At 68.2% G+C, this 22029-nt stretch carries 20 protein-coding genes and 1 pseudogene; 10 read left to right on the top strand and 11 right to left on the bottom strand.

Going from position 1 to position 22029, the window contains the following annotated elements:
* Positions 1 to 104 precede the first annotated feature (104 nt).
* On the bottom strand, positions 105 to 1028 hold the full coding sequence (locus PSPA7_RS16300; RefSeq protein WP_012076136.1) for a DUF808 domain-containing protein: 924 nt from the start codon (positions 1026 to 1028) through the stop codon (positions 105 to 107).
* Positions 1029 to 1207: 179 nt separating this feature from the next.
* Here PSPA7_RS16300 and PSPA7_RS16295 point away from each other — a divergent pair, with 179 nt between their 5' ends.
* Entirely contained in the window at positions 1208 to 2662 is a 1455-nt protein-coding gene (locus PSPA7_RS16295; protein WP_012076135.1) for a TrkH family potassium uptake protein, read from the top strand.
* Here the strand turns inward: PSPA7_RS16295 and PSPA7_RS16290 are convergent, their stop codons facing one another.
* Both PSPA7_RS16290 and PSPA7_RS16285 read right to left on the bottom strand, forming a co-directional pair.
* Positions 2663 to 3484, bottom strand: a complete 822-nt coding sequence (locus PSPA7_RS16290) for an aminoglycoside phosphotransferase family protein (RefSeq protein WP_004367888.1) — start codon at positions 3482 to 3484, stop codon at positions 2663 to 2665.
* A 7-nt stretch (positions 3485 to 3491) separates the two neighbouring features.
* Complete coding sequence (locus tag PSPA7_RS16285) at positions 3492 to 4379, bottom strand: LysR family transcriptional regulator (protein WP_004367886.1); 888 nt, start codon at positions 4377 to 4379, stop codon at positions 3492 to 3494.
* An 84-nt stretch (positions 4380 to 4463) separates the two neighbouring features.
* On the opposite strand from PSPA7_RS16285, the gene PSPA7_RS16280 reads away from it, so the two are divergent.
* Positions 4464 to 5291, top strand: coding sequence for a class I SAM-dependent methyltransferase (locus tag PSPA7_RS16280; RefSeq protein WP_012076133.1), 828 nt, complete (start codon positions 4464 to 4466; stop codon positions 5289 to 5291).
* 21 nt (positions 5292 to 5312) lie between these two features.
* On the opposite strand, the gene modC is transcribed toward PSPA7_RS16280, so the two are convergent.
* The 4 genes from modC to PSPA7_RS16260 all read right to left on the bottom strand — a co-directional run bounded on the left by modC (position 5313) and on the right by PSPA7_RS16260 (position 8606).
* Complete coding sequence (gene modC, locus PSPA7_RS16275) at positions 5313 to 6398, bottom strand: molybdenum ABC transporter ATP-binding protein (protein WP_012076132.1); 1086 nt, start codon at positions 6396 to 6398, stop codon at positions 5313 to 5315.
* Between the two features lies 1 nt (position 6399).
* Positions 6400 to 7086, bottom strand: coding sequence for a molybdate ABC transporter permease subunit (gene modB / locus PSPA7_RS16270; RefSeq protein WP_012076131.1), 687 nt, complete (start codon positions 7084 to 7086; stop codon positions 6400 to 6402).
* A gap of 12 nt (positions 7087 to 7098) precedes the next feature.
* Positions 7099 to 7854 (bottom strand): molybdate ABC transporter substrate-binding protein, encoded by a 756-nt coding sequence (gene modA, locus PSPA7_RS16265; RefSeq protein ID WP_012076130.1) that lies wholly within the window; start codon positions 7852 to 7854, stop codon positions 7099 to 7101.
* Positions 7855 to 7955: 101 nt separating this feature from the next.
* Complete coding sequence (locus PSPA7_RS16260; protein WP_004367882.1) at positions 7956 to 8606, bottom strand: TetR/AcrR family transcriptional regulator; 651 nt, start codon at positions 8604 to 8606, stop codon at positions 7956 to 7958.
* 132 nt (positions 8607 to 8738) lie between these two features.
* Between PSPA7_RS16260 and PSPA7_RS16255 the strand changes: the two genes are divergently transcribed.
* The 8 genes from PSPA7_RS16255 to PSPA7_RS16220 all read left to right on the top strand — a co-directional run bounded on the left by PSPA7_RS16255 (position 8739) and on the right by PSPA7_RS16220 (position 18589).
* The gene (locus PSPA7_RS16255) at positions 8739 to 10418 is read left to right on the top strand and encodes a VRR-NUC domain-containing protein (RefSeq protein WP_041025364.1); all 1680 of its coding nucleotides are present in this window, start codon (positions 8739 to 8741) and stop codon (positions 10416 to 10418) included.
* Positions 10411 to 12687, top strand: coding sequence for an ATP-dependent DNA helicase (locus PSPA7_RS16250; RefSeq protein WP_012076127.1), 2277 nt, complete (start codon positions 10411 to 10413; stop codon positions 12685 to 12687). Before PSPA7_RS16255 ends, PSPA7_RS16250 begins: the two co-directional genes overlap by 8 nt.
* An 88-nt stretch (positions 12688 to 12775) precedes the next feature.
* Positions 12776 to 12985: a hypothetical protein gene (locus PSPA7_RS16245; RefSeq protein WP_012076126.1), complete on the top strand. Its 210-nt coding sequence runs from the start codon at positions 12776 to 12778 to the stop codon at positions 12983 to 12985.
* Between the two features lie 143 nt (positions 12986 to 13128).
* Positions 13129 to 13656, top strand: coding sequence for a type II secretion system protein N (locus PSPA7_RS16240; RefSeq protein WP_033997216.1), 528 nt, complete (start codon positions 13129 to 13131; stop codon positions 13654 to 13656).
* Positions 13643 to 15952, top strand: coding sequence for a type II secretion system secretin GspD (gene gspD / locus PSPA7_RS16235; RefSeq protein WP_041025363.1), 2310 nt, complete (start codon positions 13643 to 13645; stop codon positions 15950 to 15952). Before PSPA7_RS16240 ends, gspD begins: the two co-directional genes overlap by 14 nt.
* Positions 15953 to 16118: 166 nt before the next feature.
* Complete coding sequence (acpP, locus tag PSPA7_RS16230) at positions 16119 to 16358, top strand: acyl carrier protein (protein ID WP_012076123.1); 240 nt, start codon at positions 16119 to 16121, stop codon at positions 16356 to 16358.
* Between the two features lie 267 nt (positions 16359 to 16625).
* Positions 16626 to 17051 carry a hypothetical protein gene (locus PSPA7_RS16225; protein ID WP_012076122.1) on the top strand — a complete coding sequence of 142 codons (426 nt, stop codon included), beginning with the start codon at positions 16626 to 16628 and terminating at the stop codon, positions 17049 to 17051.
* Positions 17052 to 17332: 281 nt separating this feature from the next.
* The gene (locus tag PSPA7_RS16220) at positions 17333 to 18589 is read left to right on the top strand and encodes a M23 family metallopeptidase (RefSeq protein WP_012076121.1); all 1257 of its coding nucleotides are present in this window, start codon (positions 17333 to 17335) and stop codon (positions 18587 to 18589) included.
* Positions 18590 to 18607: 18 nt separating this feature from the next.
* Here PSPA7_RS16220 and PSPA7_RS16215 read toward each other — a convergent pair whose 3' ends face one another.
* From PSPA7_RS16215 to PSPA7_RS32685, 4 genes and pseudogenes are all read right to left on the bottom strand, one after another.
* Positions 18608 to 19492: a DMT family transporter gene (locus PSPA7_RS16215; RefSeq protein WP_012076120.1), complete on the bottom strand. Its 885-nt coding sequence runs from the start codon at positions 19490 to 19492 to the stop codon at positions 18608 to 18610.
* Positions 19493 to 19564: 72 nt separating this feature from the next.
* Positions 19565 to 20365 carry an AraC family transcriptional regulator gene (locus PSPA7_RS16210; RefSeq protein ID WP_012076119.1) on the bottom strand — a complete coding sequence of 267 codons (801 nt, stop codon included), beginning with the start codon at positions 20363 to 20365 and terminating at the stop codon, positions 19565 to 19567.
* A 2-nt stretch (positions 20366 to 20367) separates the two neighbouring features.
* A complete protein-coding gene (locus tag PSPA7_RS16205) occupies positions 20368 to 21159 on the bottom strand; it encodes an EcsC family protein (protein ID WP_003156207.1) in 792 nt (263 codons plus the stop codon).
* 79 nt (positions 21160 to 21238) lie between these two features.
* Positions 21239 to 21598 (bottom strand): annotated as a pseudogene (locus PSPA7_RS32685) (magnesium transporter CorA family protein); the annotation flags it as partial.
* Positions 21599 to 22029: the final 431 nt, after the last annotated feature.

The raw sequence follows: 22029 nt of genomic DNA, 5'->3' as shown, positions 1-22029 counted from the left end.
CGCGCCACGAGGTGGGACGAGTTCTGCGCTAGGGCGGGATAACCATTTCGCGGTTATCCGCCGTTCCTGCGGTAATGGCGGATGACGCTGCCGCGATGACAGGCTCAGCCCGCCTTTTTCTTCTTCGGCAGCAGGCGCTTGACCAGCAGCACCCCTGCCAGCACCACCGCGCCGGCGACGATGCCGAACAGGAAGTTCAGCAGGGTCGGGGTGATCGCCGCCAGCAGCGGGCCCAGCGTGGCGATGCCGGCGACGCTCTGCGCGGCCTGTTCGATGGCGTGGTGGACCAGCGGGATGCCGTGGGTGAGGATGCCGCCACCGACCATGAACATCGCCGCCATGCCGACCACCGACAGGCCTTTCATGAGGTACGGCGCGGTGCGCAGGATGGCGCCGCCGAGCCCCCGGGCGAAGCCGCTGTCGCGCTTGGACAGGTAGAGACCGGCGTCGTCCAGCTTGACGATACCGGCGACCAGGCCGTAGACACCGACGGTCATCACCAGGGCGATGCCGACCAGCACCAGCACCTGGGTGGTGAAGCTGGACTCGGCGACGGTGCCGAGGGTAATGGCGATGATTTCCGCGGAGAGGATGAAGTCGGTGCGGATGGCGCCGCCGATCTTCTGTTTCTCCAGGGCTGCCAGGTCGACGTTGGCCGCCAGCGCCTGCTCGTCGCCATGCTCGTCTTCATGGGGCAGGTACTTGTGGGCGATCTTCTCGAAACCCTCGAAGCACAGGTAGGCGCCGCCGAGCATCAGCAGCGGGATCACCGCCCAGGGCGCGAAGGCGCTGATCAGCAGGGCGGCGGGGACGAGGATCGCCTTGTTCCGCAGCGAGCCCTTGGCCACCGCCCAGACCACCGGCAGTTCGCGATCGGCGTTGACCCCGGTGACCTGCTGGGCGTTCAGCGCCAGGTCGTCGCCGAGGACACCGGCGGTCTTCTTCGCGGCGACCTTGGTCATCAGCGAGACGTCGTCGAGCACCGCGGCGATGTCGTCGAGGAGGGTGAGGAGGCTGGCTCCGGCCATCTTGGGGTTTCCTTACAGGTAGTGGGCGGTGAGGGGTGCCTATTTGACAATGTAACGATGCCCGCGAACAGAGGGCCTTTGCGGCTGGGGCAGGCAATTTCGACAGGCAGTTCCGGATTCGCCCCATGGGCCGCTAGAATACGCGGCTGTTCGCCTCCCCTGAAACAGGTTGTTACGGAATGAGCCTTTCCCTGCTTCGCCTGGTGGGATTCGTCCTCGGTCTTTTCCTGCTCACCCTGGCGGCCAGCATGCTGATTCCGCTGCTGACGCTTGTGCTCTTCCAGCGCTACGACGATTTCGATGCCTTCCTCTGGTCGAGCCTGCTCACCGCGGCTGCCGGCCTCGCGCTTCTCCTGCCGGGGCGCCCGGCTCAGGTGCATTTTCGTGCCCGGCACATGTACTTCCTGACCACCGCCAGCTGGGTGGTGGTCTGCGCCTTCGCCGCCTTGCCGATGGTGATGGCGCGGCACATCAGTTATACCGACGCGTTCTTCGAGACCATGTCGGGCATCACCACCACCGGTTCCACGGTATTCAGCGGCCTGGACCAGATGTCGCCGGGCATCCTCATCTGGCGTTCGCTGCTGCACTGGCTCGGCGGCATCGGCTTCATCGGCATGGCGGTGGCGATCCTGCCGCTGCTGCGCGTGGGCGGCATGCGCCTGTTCCAGACGGAGTCCTCCGACTGGGGGGAGAAGGTGATGCCGCGATCTCACATGGCGGCCCAGTACATCCTCGCTGTCTACGTGGCGCTCACGCTGCTGGGCGTACTGTGTTTCTGGTGGGCGGGCATGACGCCCTTCGAAGCGCTCAACCATTCGATGGCCGCGCTTTCCACTGGTGGCTTCTCCACCTCCGACGCGTCTCTCGCGCACTGGCCGCAGCCGGCGGTGCACTGGGTCGCCGTGCTCTTCATGATCCTCGGCAGTCTGCCGTTCACCCTCTATGTCGCTACTCTGCGCGGCCATCGCATGGCCCTGCTCAAGGATCACCAGGTGCATGGTTTCATCGGCTTCCTGGGGGTGACCTGGCTGGTGATCGCCTGCTGGCTCTGGATGAACTCCGATTATGGCTGGTGGGATGCGCTGCGCCTGGTGGCCGTCAATGTCACGTCGGTGGTGACCACCACCGGCTTCGCCCTGACCGACTACACCACCTGGGGCACCTTCGCGGTCATGCTGTTCTTCTACCTCACGTTTGTCGGCGGCTGCTCGGGATCGACTGCCGGGGGACTGAAGATATTCCGCTTCCAGGTGGCCTTCGTGCTGCTCAAGGCCAACCTGCAGAACCTGGTGCATCCGCGCGCGACTATCCGGCAGAGCTACAATGGTCATCCGCTGGACGAGGAAATCGTCCGCTCGCTGATCACCTTTTCGTTCTTCTTCACCATCACCATCGGCGTGATCGCGCTCGGGCTGACCATGCTCGGCCTCGACTGGATTTCCGCACTCACCGGTGCCGCCACCGCCGTGTGCAACGTCGGGCCTGGGCTCGGGCCGATCATCGGACCGGCGGGCAATTTCTCCAGCCTGCCGGACATGGCCAAGTGGCTACTGACCGTCGGCATGCTGCTGGGGCGCCTGGAAATCCTCACCGTACTGGTGTTGTGCACCCGCGCATTCTGGCGCTTCTGATCAGGCCTCGCGGAACAGGCTGTCGAGTGCCAGGCGGGCGATGACCAACTCGGCTGCGGTCTCCTCGTGGCTACCGTCCTCGTCGAACCAGGCCGCCGAAAGGCCGGCCCAGGCCAGGATCCACAGCAGCAGCCGGTGTCGCTCCAGGCCACTGGCGGCGACGACGATGTCCAACTGGCGCTCGAAGCGACCGGGCGCCTGGGCGGTCTTCGCGTCGGGGTTGGTGAACAGGTTGGCGTAGTCGTAGCCGCGTTCGCCGTAGAGGCGCTTGGGATCGATCACCAGCCAGCCGCGCGCGCCGAAGTCGAGCACATTGCCGTGGTGGATGTCGCCATGCAGCGGGCGCTGCTCGCGGGCGGTCGCCAGCAGATGGCGGGCGGCGTCCGCTGCGTCGACGTAGAGCCCGCCGTAGCGGCGCTCGGCGGCGTACAGCGAGTCGAACCAGCGCTCCAGCGGGACCAGTTCCGGCAGCGGCCCCGGGCGCGGCACGTGGATACGCTCGATGGCCTGGCAGAGGATGCGCGTCGCCTGTTCGTCCTCGCCGCGCTCGACCATCTGCAGCAGCGAGCGCGTGCCGGTGGCACGCTCCATCAGCAGCGCCTGTTCGTCATGGGCCAGCACTCGCGCGGCGCCCTGGCCGTCCCACCAGTTGAGCAGCACGTGGCCGAAGCGTTCCTCCTCCGCGCAGGCGATCTTCAGCATCGCCGGCGCGCCGCGATGGCGGACCGGCAGCAGATGGCTGCTGTGGGTGGCGAAGGGCGCGCCGTCGGGTTGCAGCGCCCAGCGTTCGAGATAGGGCGAGAAGTCGAGGCGCTCGTTCACGGCGGACTCAGGCGCCGAGGCGCTGCTGGATGAAGTCGAGGAAGCACTGGATGCGCAGCGCCAGTTGCGAGTTGCGGTAGTACACCGCATGGATCGGTTGCCGGTATTCGCTCATCTGTTCGGCGAACAACGGCACCAGTCGGCCTTCCAGGATGTCACGGTCGGTCATGAAGCTGGCCAGGCAGGCGATGCCCTGGTGGCTCAGCGCCAGCTGGCGCAGGGTTTCGCCGCTGGAGGCGCAGATGTCCGGCTGGATGTCCAGGCGGTCGCCGTCGACATGTACCACCGGCCAGCGGTTGAGGTGTTCTGGCTGGGTGAAACCGAGCAGCGTGTGCTCGGCCAGCGCCTCGACATCCCGTGGCGTGCCCTGGCGGGCCAGGTACTCGGGGCTGGCGAGGATGTGCAGGCGGCTGGCGCCGAGCGGGCGAGCGTGGAGGGTCGAGTCGCTGAGGGCGCCGATGCGGATCGCCACGTCGGTGCGCTGTTCCAGCAGGTCGATGATCAGGTCGTTGGTGTTCAGTTCCAGCTGGATGTTCGGGTACAGCCGGCGGAACTCGCCGATGTGCGGCACCACCGCGTGCAGCATGAAGGGCGAGGCGGCGTTGATCCGCAGGCGCCCGGCGGGACTTTGCCGGCGCAGGGCGAGGCGTTCCTCCAGTTCTTCCATCCGTTGCAGGATCTGCCGGGCCTGTTCGAGGAAATAGCGCCCTTCCTCGGTCAGTTCCATGCGCCGGGTGGTGCGGTTGAGCAGGGTGGTGCCGAGCTTGTGCTCGAGGCGCGAGAGGGTACGGCTGACGGCCGAGGCGGTCAGACCCATGTGCTCCGCGGCAGCGCTGATGGAACCGCTGTCGACTACACTGACGAAGCTTTGCAGTTCATCGGAGTTGGCTTTCATTCGTGACTCCAGGGCAATCATTGCGAAGCATAGCGATCTTTTCAGCAATGAATGAAGAGGCACGCGTGCCAGCAGGAGGTTTTCATGCCCGGCCATCGCATCACCCTCACCGGAGAAAAGCAGACACTCCTGATCACCCTCTACGCCAAGGCGCTGGACAGCCGCCTGGAGGACTCCATCCTCCACGATCGTTTCGCCGAGGAGGCGGTGCGGCAGATCGACTTCGACTTCTCCAGGGTCGCCCTCGGCAAGGGCAACGAACGGGCCCTGGCCATGCGCTCGCATTACTTCGACCAGGCCTGCCGCGACTTCCTCGGCCGCCATCCCGAGGGCCAGGTGCTCAACCTCGGTTGCGGCCTGGACAGCCGTATCTACCGGGTCGATCCGCCGGCCGAGGTGCCCTGGTTCGACCTTGACTATCCGCAGGTCATGGACCTGCGCGAGCGCCTCTACCCGCCGCGCGCCGGCGCCTACCGGGCGCTGCGCCACTCGGTGGACGACGACGGCTGGCTGCAAGGGGTGCCGCGCGAACGGCCCGCCCTGGTCCTGGCCGAGGGGCTGATGCCTTATCTGCGGGAGCCCCAGGTGCGGCGCCTGGTGGAGCGCCTGGTCGACCACCTGGGCAGCGGTGAGCTGCTGTTCGACGGCTACGGCCGCCTCGGCATCATGCTGCTGCGCCTGTATCCGCCGCTGCGCGAGACCGGAGCGCAGGTGCACTGGAGCATCGACGACCCGCGCGAACTCGAGCAGTGGCATCCGGCCCTGCGCTTCATCGAAGAGGTCACCGACTACGATCCGCAGGATGTCGCCAAGCTGCCGCAGTCGTCGCGGCTGCTGCTGCCGATCTACAACGGCTTCGCCTTCCTGCGGCGGATGGGCCGGTTGATCCGCTACCGTTGGCCCAGGGTCTAGGCGCCGAGGCGAGTCCGGGGTTCAGGCGAGCACCGCCACCGACTTGATCTGCGCCCACACCAGTTGGCCGGGCCGTAGTTGCAACTGGTCCCGTGAGTAACGGGTGATCCGCGCCAGCAACGGATTGCCGCCGGCGTCCAGGCGCACCAGCACGTGGGCCGCGGTGTCGGTATCGACCAATTCCAGGACCCGTACCGGCAGGCGGTTGAGGATGCTGCTCTGGGCGTCCTCGCGCAGGTTCAGGCTGACGTCGCGCGCCTGTACCTTGAAGCGCAGGCGCTTGCCGGGAGCCAGCGGGGCGTGGGCGACACGCATCTGCAGCGCGCTGCCGGGCAGGACCAGGGTCAGCAGGCCGTAGGCCGGGTCGTGGCCGCTGACCGTACCCTCGATCACCACCCCGGCGTCGTCGTCCAGCGCCAGCGGCAGGTCCACTCGCGCCAGGGTTTCGCCGATCGGCCCGCTGGCGCGGACCCTGCCGTTCTCCAGCAGCACCAGGTGATCGGCCAGGCGCGCCACTTCGTCCGGCGAATGGCTGACATAGAGGACCGGGATGTCCAGTTCCTCGTGCAGGCGTTCGAGATAGGGCAGGATCTCGCCCTTGCGTTTCAGGTCGAGGGATGCCAGCGGCTCGTCCATCAGCAACAGACGCGGGCTGGTGAGCAGGGCCCGGGCGATGCCGACGCGCTGCTGTTCGCCGCCGGAGAGACGTTCGGGCATGCGCTCGAGCAGGTGCTCGATGCCGAGCAGGGCACAGGCCTGTTCCAGCTCGACGCGGCGTTCGGCGGCGGCGATGCGCCTGAGGCCGAAGACCAGGTTGCGCCGCACCGATAGATGGCGGAACAGGTTGGCGTCCTGGAACACATAGCCGAGGGCGCGCCGGTGCGGCGCGACGAAGAGGTTGCGGCGGCTGTCCTGCCAGGTCTCGCCGTTGATCGTCACCTCGCCCTCGGCGGCCTTTTCCAGGCCGGCGATGCAGCGCAGGCAGGTGCTCTTGCCCGAGCCGGAATGGCCGAACAACGCGGTGACGCCGCGGCCGGGCAGGTCCAGGTCGACGTCCAGTTCGAAGCCGGGGTAGGCGCGGCGGAAGCGCAGGCGCAGGCCATCCATCTCAGGCCCAGCCCGGCCGGCGGCGCCGGCCCGAATAGAGGGCGAGGAGGACGATGAAGGAGAACACCACCATGCCACCGGCCAGCCAGTGGGCCTGGGCGTACTCCATGGCTTCGACGTGGTCGAATATCTGCACCGAGACCACGCGGGTCTTCTCCGGAATGTTGCCGCCGATCATCAGCACCACGCCGAACTCGCCGACGGTATGAGCGAAGCCGAGGATCGCGGCGGTGACGAAGCCCGGCCGGGCCAGCGGCAGGACCACGCTGAAGAAGCGGTCGATGGGGCTGGCGCGCAGGGTCGCGGCGGCCTCCAGCGGTTTCTCGCCGATCGCCTCGAAGGCGTTCTGCAGCGGTTGCACGACGAAGGGCAGCGAGTAGAACACCGAGCCGACCACCAGGCCGGCGAAGGTGAAGGGCAGGGTGCCCAGGCCGAGGCCCTGGGTGAGCTGGCCGATGAAACCGTTGGGACCCATGCTGACCAGCAGGTAGAAACCGATCACCGTCGGCGGCAGCACCAGCGGCAGGGCCACCACCGCGCCGATCGGCCCCTTCAGCCAGGAGCGGGTGCGCGCCAGCCACCAGGCGATGGGCGTGCCGATCAGCAGCAGGAGGAGGGTGGTGAGCGAAGCCAGCTCGATGGTCAGCCAGATGGCCGCCAGGTCCGTACTGTCGAGTGGCAACGCCATGCGGGTCCCGCCTTAGAGTTCGTAGCCGTAGGACTTGATCAGCGCGGCGGCCCTGGGACCCTTGAGGTAGTCGACCAGGGCCCTGGCGGCAGCGTTGTCCTTGCCCTTGTTGAGGATGACCGCGTCCTGGCGGATCGGGTCGTGCAGCTCGGCGGGAACGATCCAGGCCGAGCCGCTGGCGACTTTACCATCCTTGTAGATCTGCGACAGGGCGACGAAGCCCAGTTCGGCGTTGCCGCTGGAAACGAACTGGTAGGCCTGGCTGATGTTCTGCCCTTCCACCAACCTCGGCCTGAGCGTGGCGGCGAGACCGAGCCTGTCCATCGCCTGGGTCGCGGCGAGGCCGTAGGGCGCGGTCTTCGGGTTGGCGATGGACAGGTGCCTGAAGCTGCCGCTCTTCAGCACCTCGCCCTTGGCGTCGACGTAGCCGGCCTTGGGCGACCAGAGCGCCAGGGTGCCGATGGCATAGGTGAAGCGTGAGCCGGGCACGATCTCGCCTTCCTGCTCCAGCTTCGCCGGCGTGCTGTCGTCGGCGGAGAGGAAAACCTGGAATGGCGCGCCGTTCTTGATCTGGGTATAGAACTGGCCGGTGGCGCCGTAGGCGGCGACCAGCCTGTGCCCGGTGTCCTTTTCGAAATCCCTGGCGATGGCCTGGATCGGCGCGGTGAAGTTGGCCGCGACAGCGACCTGAACTTCCTCGGCGCTGGCGGCCAGAGTTACGGCGCTGGCGAGGAGGGCGAGCAACAGCTGGGGCAGTCGGGTGGTCATGGGGGCTCCTGTGGAGGGCGGACGGGGCTGGCGCAAGCTTAGGGCTTCGCTATGGCTTTTGGAATATAGCGGTGCGTGGAAATTGATCTCGCGCAAGACGCTCAGGCGCCCACCGCACGGATCCGCCGGCGCGCGGCGGACTCGGCGGAGGTGGCGAGGCAACCGGCGCAGACCAGCCGGACGATGTTCTCCGCCGCCTGCCGGTAGTCGTCCGGACGCAGTCCCGCCTGCCCGGTGAGACGCGCCAGCTGCCAGCCGCCGAGGGCATAGGACTCGGTCATGGCCCAGAGGTTGAGCAGCAGGTGGTACGGATCCAGCGGCGCCAGCAGGCCCTCGGCGATCCAGTGGCGGATGCGTTCGGCGTTGCGTTCGGCCTGGGCGTCGAGGCGTTCCAGCAGCGTCGCCGGCATGCGCGGCGCGCCGCGCATGATCTCGCAGGAGAAGACCCTGGCCGCGTGCGGCCGCTCGGCGCCGATGCGCATCTTGTTGTCGACGTAGGCGCGTAGCGCCTCGGCGGGCGGCTGGTCGCCGGCGAATGGCCGGGAGGCTTCCAGCAGAGGCTCGACGATGCTGTCCAGCACCGCTTCGTAGAGTTGCGCCTTGGAGCGGTAGTAATAGAGCACGTTGGCCTTGGCCACGCCGGCGTGCTCGGCGACGTCGCTGAGCCGGGCGGCGCTGAAGCCGCAGTCGGCGAAGACTTCGCAGGCGGCGTCGAGGATCAATTGCAGGTTGCGTTGGCGGATCTTCTTCATCGGACCGATACGGGGCAGGTTTCGTTGTTAATATTTTTATATAACGAACGCCTTGTGCCTGGATAGTCGTCGCCATGCCGGCGACGCTTGATCGGATGCGCATTGCCAAGCCGCGGGGGCACTGGTATCTGTATGCATGAACAGTACCAGGCTCCGCTTCCCGTGAATTCCCCAGCGCTTCCCGAACCCTTCTACTACCTGCACAACTTCCGCGCGGTGCTCGCCTGGATCGGCGAACGCTATGCCGATCTGCTCGACGACCAGGAGCGCGCCTTCATCGCCGCGTTCGCCGCGCTGCCCGAGGCCAGCCAGGCGTTGCTGGTGCGCATGGTGATGCGCAAGGGCACGCTGTTCCGCGAAGGCAAGCTGGCCTATGCCGAGATCGGCGATACCCATGCTGCCGTGCAACCCTTGCTCGCGCTGGGCTGGGTGGACGCGCAGCCGGAGCTGGAACTGGCGCAGCTGTTCGCGCTGCTGAAGAAGGACGAATTGTCGCGGCTGTTCCGGGCGCATCTCGAGCGGGCCAACCTGCGCAAGGACGAACTGCTGGAACGGCTGCAGCCGTTGTTTCCCGAGGCGCGGCGGCTGGCCGAGTGGCAGGCCGACTTCCCCGAGCCGATCTATGCGCTGCGCTGCATGGCGCTCTGCGACCGCCTGCGGCTGATGTACTTCGGCAACCTGTGGCAGGACTGGTCGGAATTCGTCCTCGCCGACCTGGGCATCTATCGCTACGAAAGCGTCGAGTTTTCCGCCGATTCCCGCGGCTTTCGCCAGCGCGAGGACATCGACGCCTACCTGCGCCTGTTCGATTGCCGGCAGCGCTTCGACCTCGGCGAGCCGCTGGGCGAGCTGCTCGCCGACCTGCCGCGCGAGCCGTATGCCAACTCCTGGCTGGAGGGGCGACGGGTCAAGCTGCTGTTCCAGTTCGCCCAGCACTGCGAGAAGCGACAGGATTTCCACCTGGCCCATGCACTCTATCGCCAGTCCAGCCATCCCGGCGCGCGCCTGCGGGCGATCCGCAGCCTGGAACGCGGCGAGCGCTTCGCCGAGGCCCATACGCTGGCGCTGGAGGCCGCCAGCGCGCCGGAAAGCGACGCCGAGCGCCAGGGCCTGGCGCGGCTGTTGCCGCGCCTGCAGGGCAAGCTTGGCCTGCCGCGGCAGGCGCGGGCCGCGCCGCCGGAAATCGAACGCCTGGACCTGTGCCTGGCGTTCCCGAGCGAACCGTGTAGCGTCGAGTGGGCGGTCCGCGAGCACCTGGAAGAACCGGGTTGCGCGGTGCACTACGTCGAGAACGGCCTGATCAACTCGCTGTTCGGGCTGCTCTGCTGGGAGGCGATCTTCGCCGCCATTCCCGGGGCGTTCTTCCATCCCTTCCACAGTGCGCCGGCGGACCTGCACGGTGCCGACTTCCACCAGCGCCGCGCCGCCCTGTTCGAGGCCTGCCTGGGCCGGCTGGAGGATGGCAGCTATCGCGATGCGATCCGCCGCCGCTACCGCGAGAAATCCGGCCTGCAGTCACCCTTCGTCCACTGGGAGCTGCTCGGCGAGGATTTGCTCGAGCAGGCGCTCGACTGCCTGCCGGCGGCCCACCTGCGCGCCTGGTTCGAGCGCCTGCTGGAGGATATCCCGGGCAACCGCGCCGGCCTGCCGGACCTGATCCAGTTCTGGCCGGCGCAGCGCCGCTACCGGATGGTCGAGGTCAAGGGACCGGGCGACCGCCTGCAGGACAACCAGTTGCGCTGGCTGCAATTCTGCCGCGAGCGCGACATGCCGGTGGCGGTCTGCTACGTGCAGTGGCGTGCCGATGCCTGAGGCCGGCGTCGACGTCCCTTACCAGGTGGCGGTGCGCGCGCTCTGCGAGTTCACCGCCAAGCGCGGCGACCTCGACCTGCGCTTCACCCCTTCGCCCAGCGCCCTGGAGGGCATCGCCGGACACACCCTGGTGACCTCCCGGCGTCCCGCCCACTACCAGCGCGAAGTGGCGCTGAGCGGACGCTACCGGCACCTGCAGGTACGCGGCCGGGCGGATGGCTACGATCCGCAGGCGAACTGCCTGGAGGAAATCAAGACCCACCGCGGCGACCTCGCCCTGCAACCGGCCAACCACCGGCACCTGCACTGGGCCCAGGCCAGGGTCTACGGCTGGCTGCTCTGCGCCGAACGGAAGCTGGAGGAAATCGAACTGGCGCTGGTCTACCTGGAGGTCGGCAGCCACAAGGAAACGCGTTTCGTCGAGCGCCAGCGCGCCGACGACCTGCGGATCTTCTTCGAAACCCAGTGCCAGGCGTTTCTCGCCTGGGCCGAGCAGGAACTCGCGCACCGCCAGCGACGCGACCGCGGACTGCTCGCGCTGCGCTTTCCCCACGGCGAATTCCGCCATGGCCAGCGACAACTGGCGGAGGCGGTGTACAAGGCGGCCTCCGCCGGTTGCTGCCTGATGGCCCAGGCGCCGACCGGGATCGGCAAGACCATCGGCACGCTGTTCCCGCAGCTCAAGGCGATGCCCGGGCAGCGCCTGGACCGGCTGTTCTTCCTGGCCGCCAAGACCCCGGGTCGGGCCCTGGCCCTGGATGCCCTGCGCAGCCTGCACGGGGAGGCCGGCGAACTGCCCGTGCGAGTGCTGGAACTGGTGGCGCGGGACAAGGCCTGCGAGCACCCGGACAAGGCCTGCCACGGCGAATCCTGTCCCCTGGCCCGGGGCTTCTACGAGCGCCTGCCGGCGGCGCGCGCCGCCGCCGTGGAGGCGCGCTGGCTGGACCAGGCGCGGTTGCGCGAGGTGGCGCTGGCGCACCAGGTCTGCCCCTATTACCTGGGCCAGGAACTGGCGCGCTGGTGCGACCTGGCGGTGGGCGACTACAACTACTACTTCGACCTCGGCGGCATGCTCCATGGCCTGGCCCAGGTCAACCAGTGGCGGCTGGCGGTGCTGGTGGACGAGGCGCACAACCTGGTGGAGCGCGGCCGGCGGATGTACTCCGCCGAACTCGACCAGGGCGATTTCCTCGGCGTGCGCAAGAGCGCCCCGGCGGTCCTGAAGAAACCCCTGGAACGCATCCAGCGTGCCTGGAACGAACTGGCCAAGGCCCAGGCGGACGACTACCAGGCCTACGAGGAGCCACCGCAGAAGCTGCTCCTGGCCTTGCAGAGCGCGGTGGGGGCGATCAACGACCTGCTCGCCGAGCAGCCGCAGGCGCTGGAGCCGGCGTTGCAGGAGTTCTACTTCGCGATCCTGCAGTTCGGCCGCCTCGCCGAGCTGTTCGGCGAGCATTCCCTGTTCGATATCGAGAAGCGTCCAGGCAGCGGCGGCCGCAGCCTGGCCCGCCTGTGCCTGCGCAACGTGGTGCCGGCGGCGTTCCTCGCCGAGCGCTTCGCCGCCAGCCGCTCCACCGTGCTGTTCTCCGCTACCCTCGGGCCGCGCGACTATTACGCCGACCTGCTCGGCCTGCCGGCGGGCACGCCCTGGTTGGAGGTGGACTCGCCGTTCAGCGCCGAGCAGCTGGAGGTCCACCTGCAACGCCGCGTGTCCACGCGCTACGCGCATCGCCAGGCATCCCTGGCGCCGATCGCGGCGATTCTCGGCGAGCAATTTCGCCAGCGGCCGGGCAACTACCTGGCCTTCTTCAGCAGTTTCGATTACTTGCAGCAGGCGCTGGAAGTCTTCCGCCAGGCATACCCGTGGCTGCCGTGCTGGAGCCAGACGCGACGGATGGACGAAGAGGAGCGCCGGGCCTTCCTCGAACGCTTCGTCGCGGGCGGCGAGGGCATTGGCTTCGCCGTGCTCGGCGGTGCCTTCGGCGAAGGCATCGACCTGCCGGGCGAGCGCCTGATCGGCGCTTTCATCGCCACCCTCGGGTTGCCCCAGGTCAACCCGGTCAACGAGCAGATTCGGCTGCGCATGCAGCGCCTGTTCGGCGACGGTTACGACTATACCTACCTGTACCCGGGCCTGCAGAAGGTGGTCCAGGCCGCCGGGAGGGTGATCCGCAGCCGCAGCGATCGCGGCGTGGTGCACCTGATCGACGACCGTTTCGCCCAGGCCAGGGTGCGCCGGCTATTGCCGGGCTGGTGGCAGGTGCGTTGACCGGTTGCGGCACGCCGGGGGTGCTGCCGGAGCGCTGGGGAGCCATGTATAATCGCGCCCCCACGATTTCCCCCGATCCGGACACGCCATGGCTTCCGCCCCCGACGCTACTCCCCAGGCCCCTACCACCGACGACGCCCCGGCCCCTGCCGCGCCGAGCGACGCCAGCGCGCTGCTGAAAGCCGCCCTGGCGAAGAAGAACCAGGCCCAGCTCTATCCGCAGCACAGGGTCCACGACAAGGGCCAGCGCCCCGGCATGGCGCCGCGCGGCACCCGTCGTTCGATGGGCAAACGCTGATACCGGTCTTTCTCCACGACCGTTTTGTGGGCCAGTTCCCGGCCCGGCGGTTCAAAGCGGGCGTCTTTAACAGTTTTGCCCTTTCGCGGCCATAGGCCGCGAGACCATCCCTTATGCTCGCCGCCCCTGGGCGAGCCGCGCCGTTGCAGCATGCCCGTCTGCCGGAACCCGTCTGCTGCATGTCGCGTCATTTCCCATCGTTTCCCATTGCCCCGCGTGGCCTGTCCGGGCAGGTGCCCGCCGCGCTCTGCGTGCTGCTGCTGGCGTTGCTCAGCGCCAGCCTGGCCAGCCAGGCGCGGGCCCTGCGCCATGAACTGGGCGCGTTGCCCGCCGCGTTGCCCGTGGCACCCGCGCGCGCGTCGGTGCCGGCTTCGCGCGCGGCGCTCGCCAGGTTGTTCGGCGCGGCCCCGCCGCCACGCGGTGCGCCCGCCGGCGAGCGCCTGCAATTGCGCCTGCTGGCCTGCTTCCTGGCGCTTCGCGCGGATCGTTCGGCGGCGCTGATCGCGGTGGCCGGGCGCTCGCAGCGCTTCCTGGCGGGCGCCGAAGTGCGCCCCGGCACCGTGCTGCTGGCGGTCTATCGCGACCACGTGGTGCTACGCGACCAGGGTCATGAAGAACGTCTGTATTTCCCCAAAGCCGGAAGGGCAGAAGCCACCCATGCCACGTTGTAGTACCCGTTCCGCCCTCCGTTTGTCTTCGCTGTTCCTGCTGCTGGCGCTCGTCACTCCCGGCCTGGCGGCGACGGCGCATCCGGCGCCTGCCGCCACTGCCGCCGCGCAGGAGGAAGAGCAGTGGACGATCAACATGAAGGAGGCCGAGCTCGGCGACTTCATCGAGCAGGTCTCGGCCATCAGTGGCCAGACTTTCATCGTCGATCCGCGAGTGAAGGGTCGGGTCACGGTGGTTTCCCAGGCGCGGCTGAACCTGGCGGAGGTCTACCAGCTGTTCCTTTCGGTGCTCGCCACTCATGGCTACGCGGTGCTGCCCCAGGACGGGCAGGCGCGCATCGTGCCGAACATGGAGGGGCGCCAGGACGCCGCCGGTGGCGGCGTCCACGTCGGGCCGGGCAGCCTGGAGACGCGGGTGATCCAGGCCCGGCAGACCTCGGTGGTGGAGCTGATCCCGATGATCCGTCCGCTGGTCCCGGCCCACGGCCATCTCGCGGCGGTACCCTCGGCCAATGCGCTGATCGTCAGCGACCGGCGCGCCAACATCGAGCGCATCGAGTCGATCGTGCGCAGCCTCGACCAGGCCGGCGAGCACGACTACAGCATCTACGACCTGCGCCATGCCTGGGTCGCGGAAATCGCCGAGGTGCTCGACCAAAGCGTCACCCCGGCCGCCGGAAAGAACGCCGCCACCGTCCAGGTCCTCGCCGACAGTCGCAGCAACCGCCTGGTCCTGCTCGGCCCGCCACAGGCGCGGGCCCGGCTGTTGCGCCTGGCGCAGTCGCTGGACGTGCCATCGTCGCGCTCGGCCAACAGCCGGGTGATCCGCCTGCGCCATGGCGACGCCAAGACCATCGCCAGCACCCTGGGAGAGATCGGCGAGTCGCTGCGGGAGGGCGGGGATCAGGGACAGCGGCGCAGCGGCAAGCGCGGCGCGCTGGTGCGTGCCGACGAATCGTTGAATGCGCTGGTGATCCTCGCCGATCCGCAGGAGGTCGGATTGTTCGAGGAGATCGTCCGCCAACTCGACGTGCCGCGCGCGCAGTTGCTGGTGGAGGCGGCGATCGTCGAACTGACCGGCGAACTCAACGAGGCGCTCGGCGTGCAATGGGCCATGCGCGGCGGGCATGCCGTCGGCGGCACCAGCTTCGCCGGCAGCGGACTGTCCATCGGCACGCTGCTCGGTGCGCTGCAGAGCGGCAAGCCACCAGCCGAGCTACCGGATGGCGCCATCGTTGGCCTTGGCAGCCGCGACTTCGGCGCACTGATCACCGCGCTGACCCGCAACAGCAACAGCAACCTGCTGTCGACCCCGAGCCTGCTGACCCTGGACAACCAGAAGGCGGAGATCCTGGTCGGGCAGAATGTACCGTTCCAGACCGGTTCCTACACCACCAACAGCGAAGGATCGAGCAACCCCTTCACCACTGTCGAGCGCAAGGACATCGGAGTGACCCTGAAGGTGACCCCGCATATCGGCGACGACCGCATGCTGCGCCTGGAAATAGAGCAGGAGATCTCCTCGATCGCGCCAGCGGCCACGCTGGCGGCCAAGACGGTGGACCTGGTGACCAACAAGCGCTCGATCAAGAGCACGGTACTCGCCGACGACGGCCAGGTGATCGTGCTTGGCGGGCTGATCCAGGACGACGTGGTGCGCAGCGACTCGCGGGTGCCCCTGCTCGGCGACATTCCCGGGGTCGGCCGGCTGTTTCGTTCGACCCGGGACACCCGGGTGAAGCGCAACCTGATGGTCTTCCTGCGCCCGAGCATCGTCCGCGACGCCGTCGGCCTGGCACGGGTCAGCCAGGGCCGCTACCGTTCCATCCAGGTATTGCGCGGCGCCTCGACTCCCTTGTTCGACGCCGCCCCGGCCATCGACCTGCGCCCCGCCGCGCAGGCCCTGCCGGCGCTTCCCGAGTCGCCGCGCGGCTACCCGGATCCGGCCCCGGTGCTGATGGAGAAGCCGCGCCTGGCGGACCCGGCGAGCCTGGGCAACGGCCGTGGCGGCGAGGTGCTGGAGGTGCGCGAGAGCGAGCCCACGGCGGCGCCAGCGCGGCGTTACACGGTGCGCCTGATCGAGGGTAGCAGCGAGGCGTTCATGCGGGCGCTGATCGAACGCCACGCGGGGCTAGCCTTGCGCCTGCGCCGCGAGAAGCGCGACGACGGCGAGTGGTTCGCCGTGGAGCAGGGCGATTTCGCCGATCCGCGGCAGGCGCAGCGGGCCCTGGCCGGATTGCCGGAGAGCCTGCCGCGGGCCAGGGCGCGGGTGGTAGCGCGCACCCAGGAAAGGCTGTGACAGGCTTCATCTTCCCGGCAGCGGCTCAGCCACCGTGCCAGCCCGGCAGGGCGCGGCGGCCGTGGGTCGGCCTTCCGCCACTGCCAGATCTGGCAGTTGTCGCTGGCGGGGGCGGAGGCTTTATTAGCCGCACTTTTCCACGGTCGGGACATCGGGACCGCGAGGCATGGACGACATCGAGACCAGAGTGAGGAAACTGGTGGCCGCCCGGCTCGGCGTGGAGGAATGTGACATCCGGCTCGACAGCGACTTTCGTCGCGACTTCGGAGCCGAGTCGCTCGAGGTGGTCGAGCTGGTCATGGCCCTGGAAGCGGAGTTCGGCGTCGAGATCGCCGATGACGACGTGGAGCGGATCGAGACCGTGCGCGAGGCCGTCGACTACCTCGAGGAAGCCGTCCCTAGCTGACTCCCCCTGGACCACCGGCCGATGCCCGTGGTCATTCCCTGCGAAACGCTGTGCGCCACCTCCCGCCGTCGGCGGCAAGGTGCGCGACGTCCCGCGCTTCGATTCCGCCGGATCGTCCAGCCCGCCCCGGGCCGATCCGGCTTTTTTTTCCGCCGCCAGGCTGCCGTCGGTTGGAATTCCTGAATCTTCCCGTGCCTCGCCGGTCGACCCGACAAGGGCGCTGCGCGGTGCGCAGTCTTCGCCCGACATTCGTAACGGGAGGTCGCCATGGCTACACGACGGAAAACCACGCCCCAGGAAATCGACGATATCCAGGACCGCATGGGCTCGATCCGCGAGCTCGATTTCGACGAGCGCCGCCAGGCGCGCAAGGCGCGCATCGGCGATGAGCGTCCGGAAGCCGAGGTTGACGCCGAGTTTTCCTCGCGACGGGTGCGCGAGGCCGGGCATGCCGGCGGACAGCCGGACGCGGACGATGGTTACCAGGACAATGTCGGCATGGACGACCTGGCGCCGGAGACCCTGATCGACGAGAGCGGCGCCCGCTCGCCCGCCGAGCGTGGCGGTGAAGCACCCGCGGACAAGCGGCTGAGGGTCGTGCGTGGCAACGAGATCGGTGCCGGACACGGTCTCGACGAGGCCGAGATGGCCCGTCGCGACCCCCTCGACGGTAGCGGCGACGAAGAGCGTTGAAGGCGCGGACTGTATCGAGGTATTTCCGTGGGCTGGCGTACTGTGATCGACTCGATGGGTCCTTGGTGCGCTGCCGCACATTTTTCCGACTGAAACGGCCAGGGGGCGGATTTACTGCAAAAGCTGGTAGTTGCCCCCCCGGCTGGCGGCGTTGCACGGTCCTGCGGCGTGCAACCCGGCCTGGGCGAAATACCGGCGGAGCGGACCAGGCCGCCCCGTTGGAGACGATGTTGCCGGGCTGCTGGCTTTCAAGGTTTCCCTTCGATGACCAGGAGCTACCCATGCAACACAAACGATCGCGTGCCCTGGCGAGCTCCAGCTCGCCGTTTCTGCTCGCCGTGTTGGCACTTGCCGTGAGCGGCGCCGCCAGCGCCCACGACGAGGGCCTGCCGGCATTCCGCTACACGGCGGAACTGCTCGAGCGGCTGCAATTGCCCAGCGTGGCCCTGCCGCTGAACGACGACCTGTTTCTCTACGGCCGCGACGCCGAGGCCTTCGACCTGGAGGCCTACCTGGCGCTGAACGCGCCGGCGTTGCGTGACAGGAGCGAGTACCTGGAGCACTGGAGCGGCTACTACAGCATCAACCCGAAAGTGTTGCTGACGCTGATGGTCATGCAGTCCGGCCCGCTTGGCGCGCCGGACCCGCAGGCCCTGGCGGCGCCGCTGGGGCGCCTGTCGGCGAAGCAGGGCTTCGAGGCCCAGGTGCGCGATGTGCTGCAGCAGTTGTCGCGGCGCTACTACGGCTTCGAGGAGTACCGGTTGCGCCAGGCGGCAGCCGCCAGCACCGTTGCCGAGAACGGCCTGAACCCGGCTTCCGCCGCGCTGCTGGGGCTGCTGTTGCAGGACACGGCGAAAGCCGACGCCAATGGTGGACATCCGCTGGGCGCCTATGCCGAGACCTTCCAGCGGCTTTTCGGCACCCCGTCCCAGGCGCTGCTGCAGCCGCGCAACCGTGCGGCCCGCCAGTTGCAGGCGAAGGCCGCGCTGGTGCCGCCGGCCAACCTGATGCAGTTGCCATGGCGGCAGGGCTATTCCTGGCAGCCGAATGGCGCGCATTCGAACAGCGGCTCGGGCTATCCGCTGTCGTCCATCGACGCCTCCTACGACTGGCCGCGCTGGGGCAGCCCGACCTACAGCGTGGTCGCCGCCCATGCCGGCACGGTACGGGTGCTGTCGCGCTGTCAGGTGCGGGTCACCCATCCCAGCGGCTGGGCGACCAACTACTACCACATGGACCGGATCCAGGTGAGCAATGGCCAGCAGGTCAGCGCCGACACCAAGCTCGGGATCTATGCCAGCGATATCAACACCGCACTCTGCGAGGGCGGCAGCTCGACCGGACCGCATCTGCACTTCTCGCTGCTGTACAACGGTGCCTTCGTGTCGCTGCAAGGCGTCAACCTCGGCCCCTATCGGATCAATGTCGGCAGCGGCAACTACGACAACGACTGCCGGCGTTTCTATCTCTACAACCAGAGCGCCGGCACCACCCATTGCGCCTTCCGCCCGCTGTACAACCCCGGCCTGGCCTTCTGACGCCCGGGGGGCCCGCCTTCAGCCGGGCCCCCTGCGCCGGCCGTTCGGCAGCAGGACCGCCAGCAAGGCCAGTAGGACGCAGCCGAGACCACACAACTGGCGCACCGACACGGTTTCGCCGGCCAGCGCCGCTGCCAGCAGTGCGCTGGCCGGCAATAGTGCGGTGAACAGCGAAGCTTCGCTGGCGCTGACCCGGCTGGCGCCGGCGTACCAGAGCAGGAAACCGGCCACCGTCGGCAGTAGCGCGTAGTAGAGCACCGCGAGCAGCGCCGACAGCGGCACCGTGGCGAGGCCGGGCAGGGCGGGCAGCGCCAGCGGCAGGCTCAATAGCAGGCCGAGGGCGCTCATCGCGGTGGACAGCGGCAGCGCAGGCACAGCCGTACGCAGCGCCTTGTTGAGCAGGATGAACAGCGCCTCGCAGCCCACCGCCAGCAGCACCAGCAGGTTGCCCAGCCAGGCGCCGCGCGGGCCGCCGGGCTCCAGGGTGATTGCCGCCACCCCGGCCGAAGCCAGCGCCAGGGCCGCCAGCAAACGGCGCGACGGACGTTCACCGAGCAGCAGGATCGACACCGAGGCCGCCACCAGCGGCAGGGCGCCGAGGATCACCCCGGCGTCGGCGGCCGAGGTGTAACGGAGGCCGACGATCAGCAGCACCGTATAGCCGACGCTGCCGGCCGCCGCCTGCGCCAGCAGCAAGCATCCGTCGCGCGCTCCCAGGCGCGGCCAGCGCTGGCCGGACAGGCGCAGCAGGATGAGGAAGCAGGGCAGGGCGAGGGCCAGGCGCAGGGCGGTGGCGAGGAAGGGGTCGAGGGCGTGGGCCAGCAGCTTGCTGACCACCACCGTGCTGCCGACCAGCAGCATGGCCAGTGCCAGGCAGGCCTGGGCGAGGTGACGGGAGGACATGACATGGGCTTCCGCTGTTGGAGCGGCCTACTGCACCAGCAATGCGGACGGCGTTCTTGAACGAAATTGCAGTCAGCGCCGGGGCCGGGCGTAGCGCCCGGGCGAGATGCCATAGAGGCGGGCGAACAGCCGGGTCAGGTGGCTCTGGTCGGCGAAGCCACAGGCCAGGGCGATGTCGGCCAGCGGCTGGTCGGTGCCGAGCAGGCCACGGGCGCGCTCCAGCCGGCGTTGCAGCAGGTAGGCGTAGGGCGTGAGACCGGTGGCGCGGGAGAAGGCACGCAGCACCTGGTAGCGGCTGAGGCCGGCGATGCTGGCCAGTTCGGCAAGGCTCAGGGGCGCGAGCGGATCGTCGTCGATCCGCTCGCGCAGAGGCTGGATGCGGATGTCCGCCGGCGGCTGGCGGGAAGGTACGACGATCTCCGCCAGCAGGCCGACCAGCGATTCCTCGATGGCCAGCGACTGGGCGTCGCCCAGTGTTTCGGTCAGTGCCGTGAACGCCTGGCGGAACACTGCCGCCAGCCTCGGCGCGCGCAGCACCGGGAGGGTGAATTCCGGCGGGCTCGCCGAACGCTCGTCGATACCGGCGCAGGCCTCGGCCAGCAACGCCGGCTCCAGGTAGAGCATCCGCCAGCGTCGCGCCCGCCCGCCCAGCGGACTGCCGTCATGCACTTCGCCGGGGTTGACGGTGATCAGGTCGCCAGCCTCGGCCTCGACCATGCCGCGCCCGCTCAGGGACTTCTGCGCGCCGGCCTCGACCAGACCGATACCGTACTGTGCGTGGGAATGCCGGGGGAAACGGTGCAGGCTTTCCGCGGCGACCGCCTCCACCCCCGCCAGATGCGCGGGCAGCAGCTCGAAGTCGCGCGCCGGCATGCTCAGCCGAGCCGCGGCAGCAGGGCATAGGCCTCGCGCACCACGTCCTTGCCATAGTGACGCTCCAGGCGACGGACTACGAAATGGCCGCGGGCCATGGCCTGGAAATGGTTCATGAACACCGTGTTGATCGCCGCGCCGCCGAGGGCGCCGACGATCGGCACGATCTGTGCCGCGAGTTTCTCCGAATATTGCACGCCCAGGCGTTCGGCGACCTTGCGCACCAGCGCCAGGAGCATCGGTGCGGCCTTCTTGCTGCCGGCGTCCTTGCCGAGGAAGTCGGCGGCGGCCTTGACCTGCTGTGCCAGCGCCGTGCGCACGGCATAGTAGCCCGACTCCGAGGCATCGTCGGAGCCTGACTTGCCGCCGAGGGCGAAGACCTCGATGCAGGCCATCAGGGTATCCATGTCCTTGACCGACTCGCCCTCGCTGCGTGCGATGTCGGCGATGGAACGGAAGATGATGCCGGTGGTGACCGGAACCTCGACGAGCATCGCCAGCGGCCCGAAGAAGCCGCCGACGCCACCGGAAACGGCGGCGCCCAGGGTATGCAGGCGGTTCGCCGGCTGACCGCTGGCGTTCTCCTGGAGGGTCGCGGTGGCCGAGCGGGCGACTTTCAGCAATGCGCCTTCGATCACCGAACCGAGCTTCTCGCTGACCTTGCGCGGCAGCTTCTTCAGGCCGTATTCGATCGGCGTGCCGAGCAGGCTGGTGAGCTGCGCGGTGAGGCCGGGGTTCTCCAGCAGGTTCTTGGCGGCCTGGAGTTGCTTGAGATCGGCGGGGGAGAGGCTCATGGGCGGTCCGGGTGGAGGGTCGTCGTGCAACCTAACCACTGTCCGCCGGCGTTGTCCATGTTCAGCAGTCGTCGTGTTGTTCGGCGCGGTTCGCGGAGGGGCGCAGGGCCAGCAGTTGGTCCTCGATATGGTCCATCGCCATGCGGGTGTCGCGGGCGATCTGGGGCAGTCGCCCTGGTCGCGCAGCAGGTGGATCAACAGTTCCAGGGACGAGCGGAGGAGCGAAAGCGTTCGCCGTGCTTCACCGAGGAGCGCGGCTTGTCCGCCGAGCGCAATGGCTGCGTCCGCGCGTTGACCGGCAGGCGACCGCGGGCGCAGACCACCGAGGGTGGTGACCTCCGAGGAAACCAGGCGGAAATTGAAGACCACGTCGCTGACCAGTGCCAGCAAGGCGGAGTCGACGTGCTCGATGCGCGCGGAGCGCGAACCTTCACGAGGCTCTCGAAGGAATAGTCCGGCACTTCCTCAGCCGGCGTTCAGAAACACGTCCGGGTCCCGGGCCTGTCGCAGGCAGGCAGGCGAGGGCGGAGTCGACTTCCCGCCCCGGTTCGCCGGGGCGAAAGCCATGGATCAGGCCGAACAGGTCGGTGTCCTGGGCAGGGGAGAAATCGTGATCATGCGCGCTCGCGGGAGAAGACCGATTTCGTAACTTGGTACCGGATCGGTGACGCTTTGATGGCGGAGCGATGGAAATCGCCGCGCGGAAGAATAACGAGGTATCGGAAAGTCATTTCGTGGTGAACCGGCGCTCCTGGAAGTCTGTTATGAAATCCGCATCGTAGAGTTCTGATATTGATTTCGAGGTTTATTGGAATGGATTTTCTTTTTCAGGGTCATCGGGATGTTTACAAAGTATTATATCTTTTTGAT

The sequence above is a fragment of the Pseudomonas paraeruginosa PA7 genome (genome assembly GCF_000017205.1).
In the GTDB taxonomy this organism is placed as follows: domain Bacteria; phylum Pseudomonadota; class Gammaproteobacteria; order Pseudomonadales; family Pseudomonadaceae; genus Pseudomonas; species Pseudomonas paraeruginosa.
This window is presented reverse-complemented; position numbering and strand designations above follow the sequence as displayed.

Bases quoted from the DNA above. Each gene is read 5' to 3' on its own strand.
- modB (WP_012076131.1), bottom strand. From the start codon at position 7,086: ATGGCGTTGCCACTCGACAGTACGGACCTGGCGGCCATCTGGCTGACC.
- PSPA7_RS16205 (WP_003156207.1), bottom strand. From the start codon at position 21,159: ATGAGCCTCTCCCCCGCCGATCTCAAGCAACTCCAGGCCGCCAAGAAC.
- PSPA7_RS16250 (WP_012076127.1), top strand. From the start codon at position 10,411: ATGCCTGAGGCCGGCGTCGACGTCCCTTACCAGGTGGCGGTGCGCGCG.
- PSPA7_RS16245 (WP_012076126.1), top strand. From the start codon at position 12,776: ATGGCTTCCGCCCCCGACGCTACTCCCCAGGCCCCTACCACCGACGAC.
- PSPA7_RS16280 (WP_012076133.1), top strand. From the start codon at position 4,464: ATGCCCGGCCATCGCATCACCCTCACCGGAGAAAAGCAGACACTCCTG.
- modA (WP_012076130.1), bottom strand. From the start codon at position 7,854: ATGACCACCCGACTGCCCCAGCTGTTGCTCGCCCTCCTCGCCAGCGCC.
- PSPA7_RS16215 (WP_012076120.1), bottom strand. From the start codon at position 19,492: ATGTCCTCCCGTCACCTCGCCCAGGCCTGCCTGGCACTGGCCATGCTG.
- modC (WP_012076132.1), bottom strand. From the start codon at position 6,398: ATGGATGGCCTGCGCCTGCGCTTCCGCCGCGCCTACCCCGGCTTCGAA.
- PSPA7_RS16295 (WP_012076135.1), top strand. From the start codon at position 1,208: ATGAGCCTTTCCCTGCTTCGCCTGGTGGGATTCGTCCTCGGTCTTTTC.
- PSPA7_RS16255 (WP_041025364.1), top strand. From the start codon at position 8,739: ATGCATGAACAGTACCAGGCTCCGCTTCCCGTGAATTCCCCAGCGCTT.
- acpP (WP_012076123.1), top strand. From the start codon at position 16,119: ATGGACGACATCGAGACCAGAGTGAGGAAACTGGTGGCCGCCCGGCTC.
- PSPA7_RS16225 (WP_012076122.1), top strand. From the start codon at position 16,626: ATGGCTACACGACGGAAAACCACGCCCCAGGAAATCGACGATATCCAG.
- PSPA7_RS16260 (WP_004367882.1), bottom strand. From the start codon at position 8,606: ATGAAGAAGATCCGCCAACGCAACCTGCAATTGATCCTCGACGCCGCC.
- PSPA7_RS16220 (WP_012076121.1), top strand. From the start codon at position 17,333: ATGCAACACAAACGATCGCGTGCCCTGGCGAGCTCCAGCTCGCCGTTT.
- PSPA7_RS16210 (WP_012076119.1), bottom strand. From the start codon at position 20,365: ATGCCGGCGCGCGACTTCGAGCTGCTGCCCGCGCATCTGGCGGGGGTG.
- PSPA7_RS16300 (WP_012076136.1), bottom strand. From the start codon at position 1,028: ATGGCCGGAGCCAGCCTCCTCACCCTCCTCGACGACATCGCCGCGGTG.
- PSPA7_RS16285 (WP_004367886.1), bottom strand. From the start codon at position 4,379: ATGAAAGCCAACTCCGATGAACTGCAAAGCTTCGTCAGTGTAGTCGAC.
- gspD (WP_041025363.1), top strand. From the start codon at position 13,643: ATGCCACGTTGTAGTACCCGTTCCGCCCTCCGTTTGTCTTCGCTGTTC.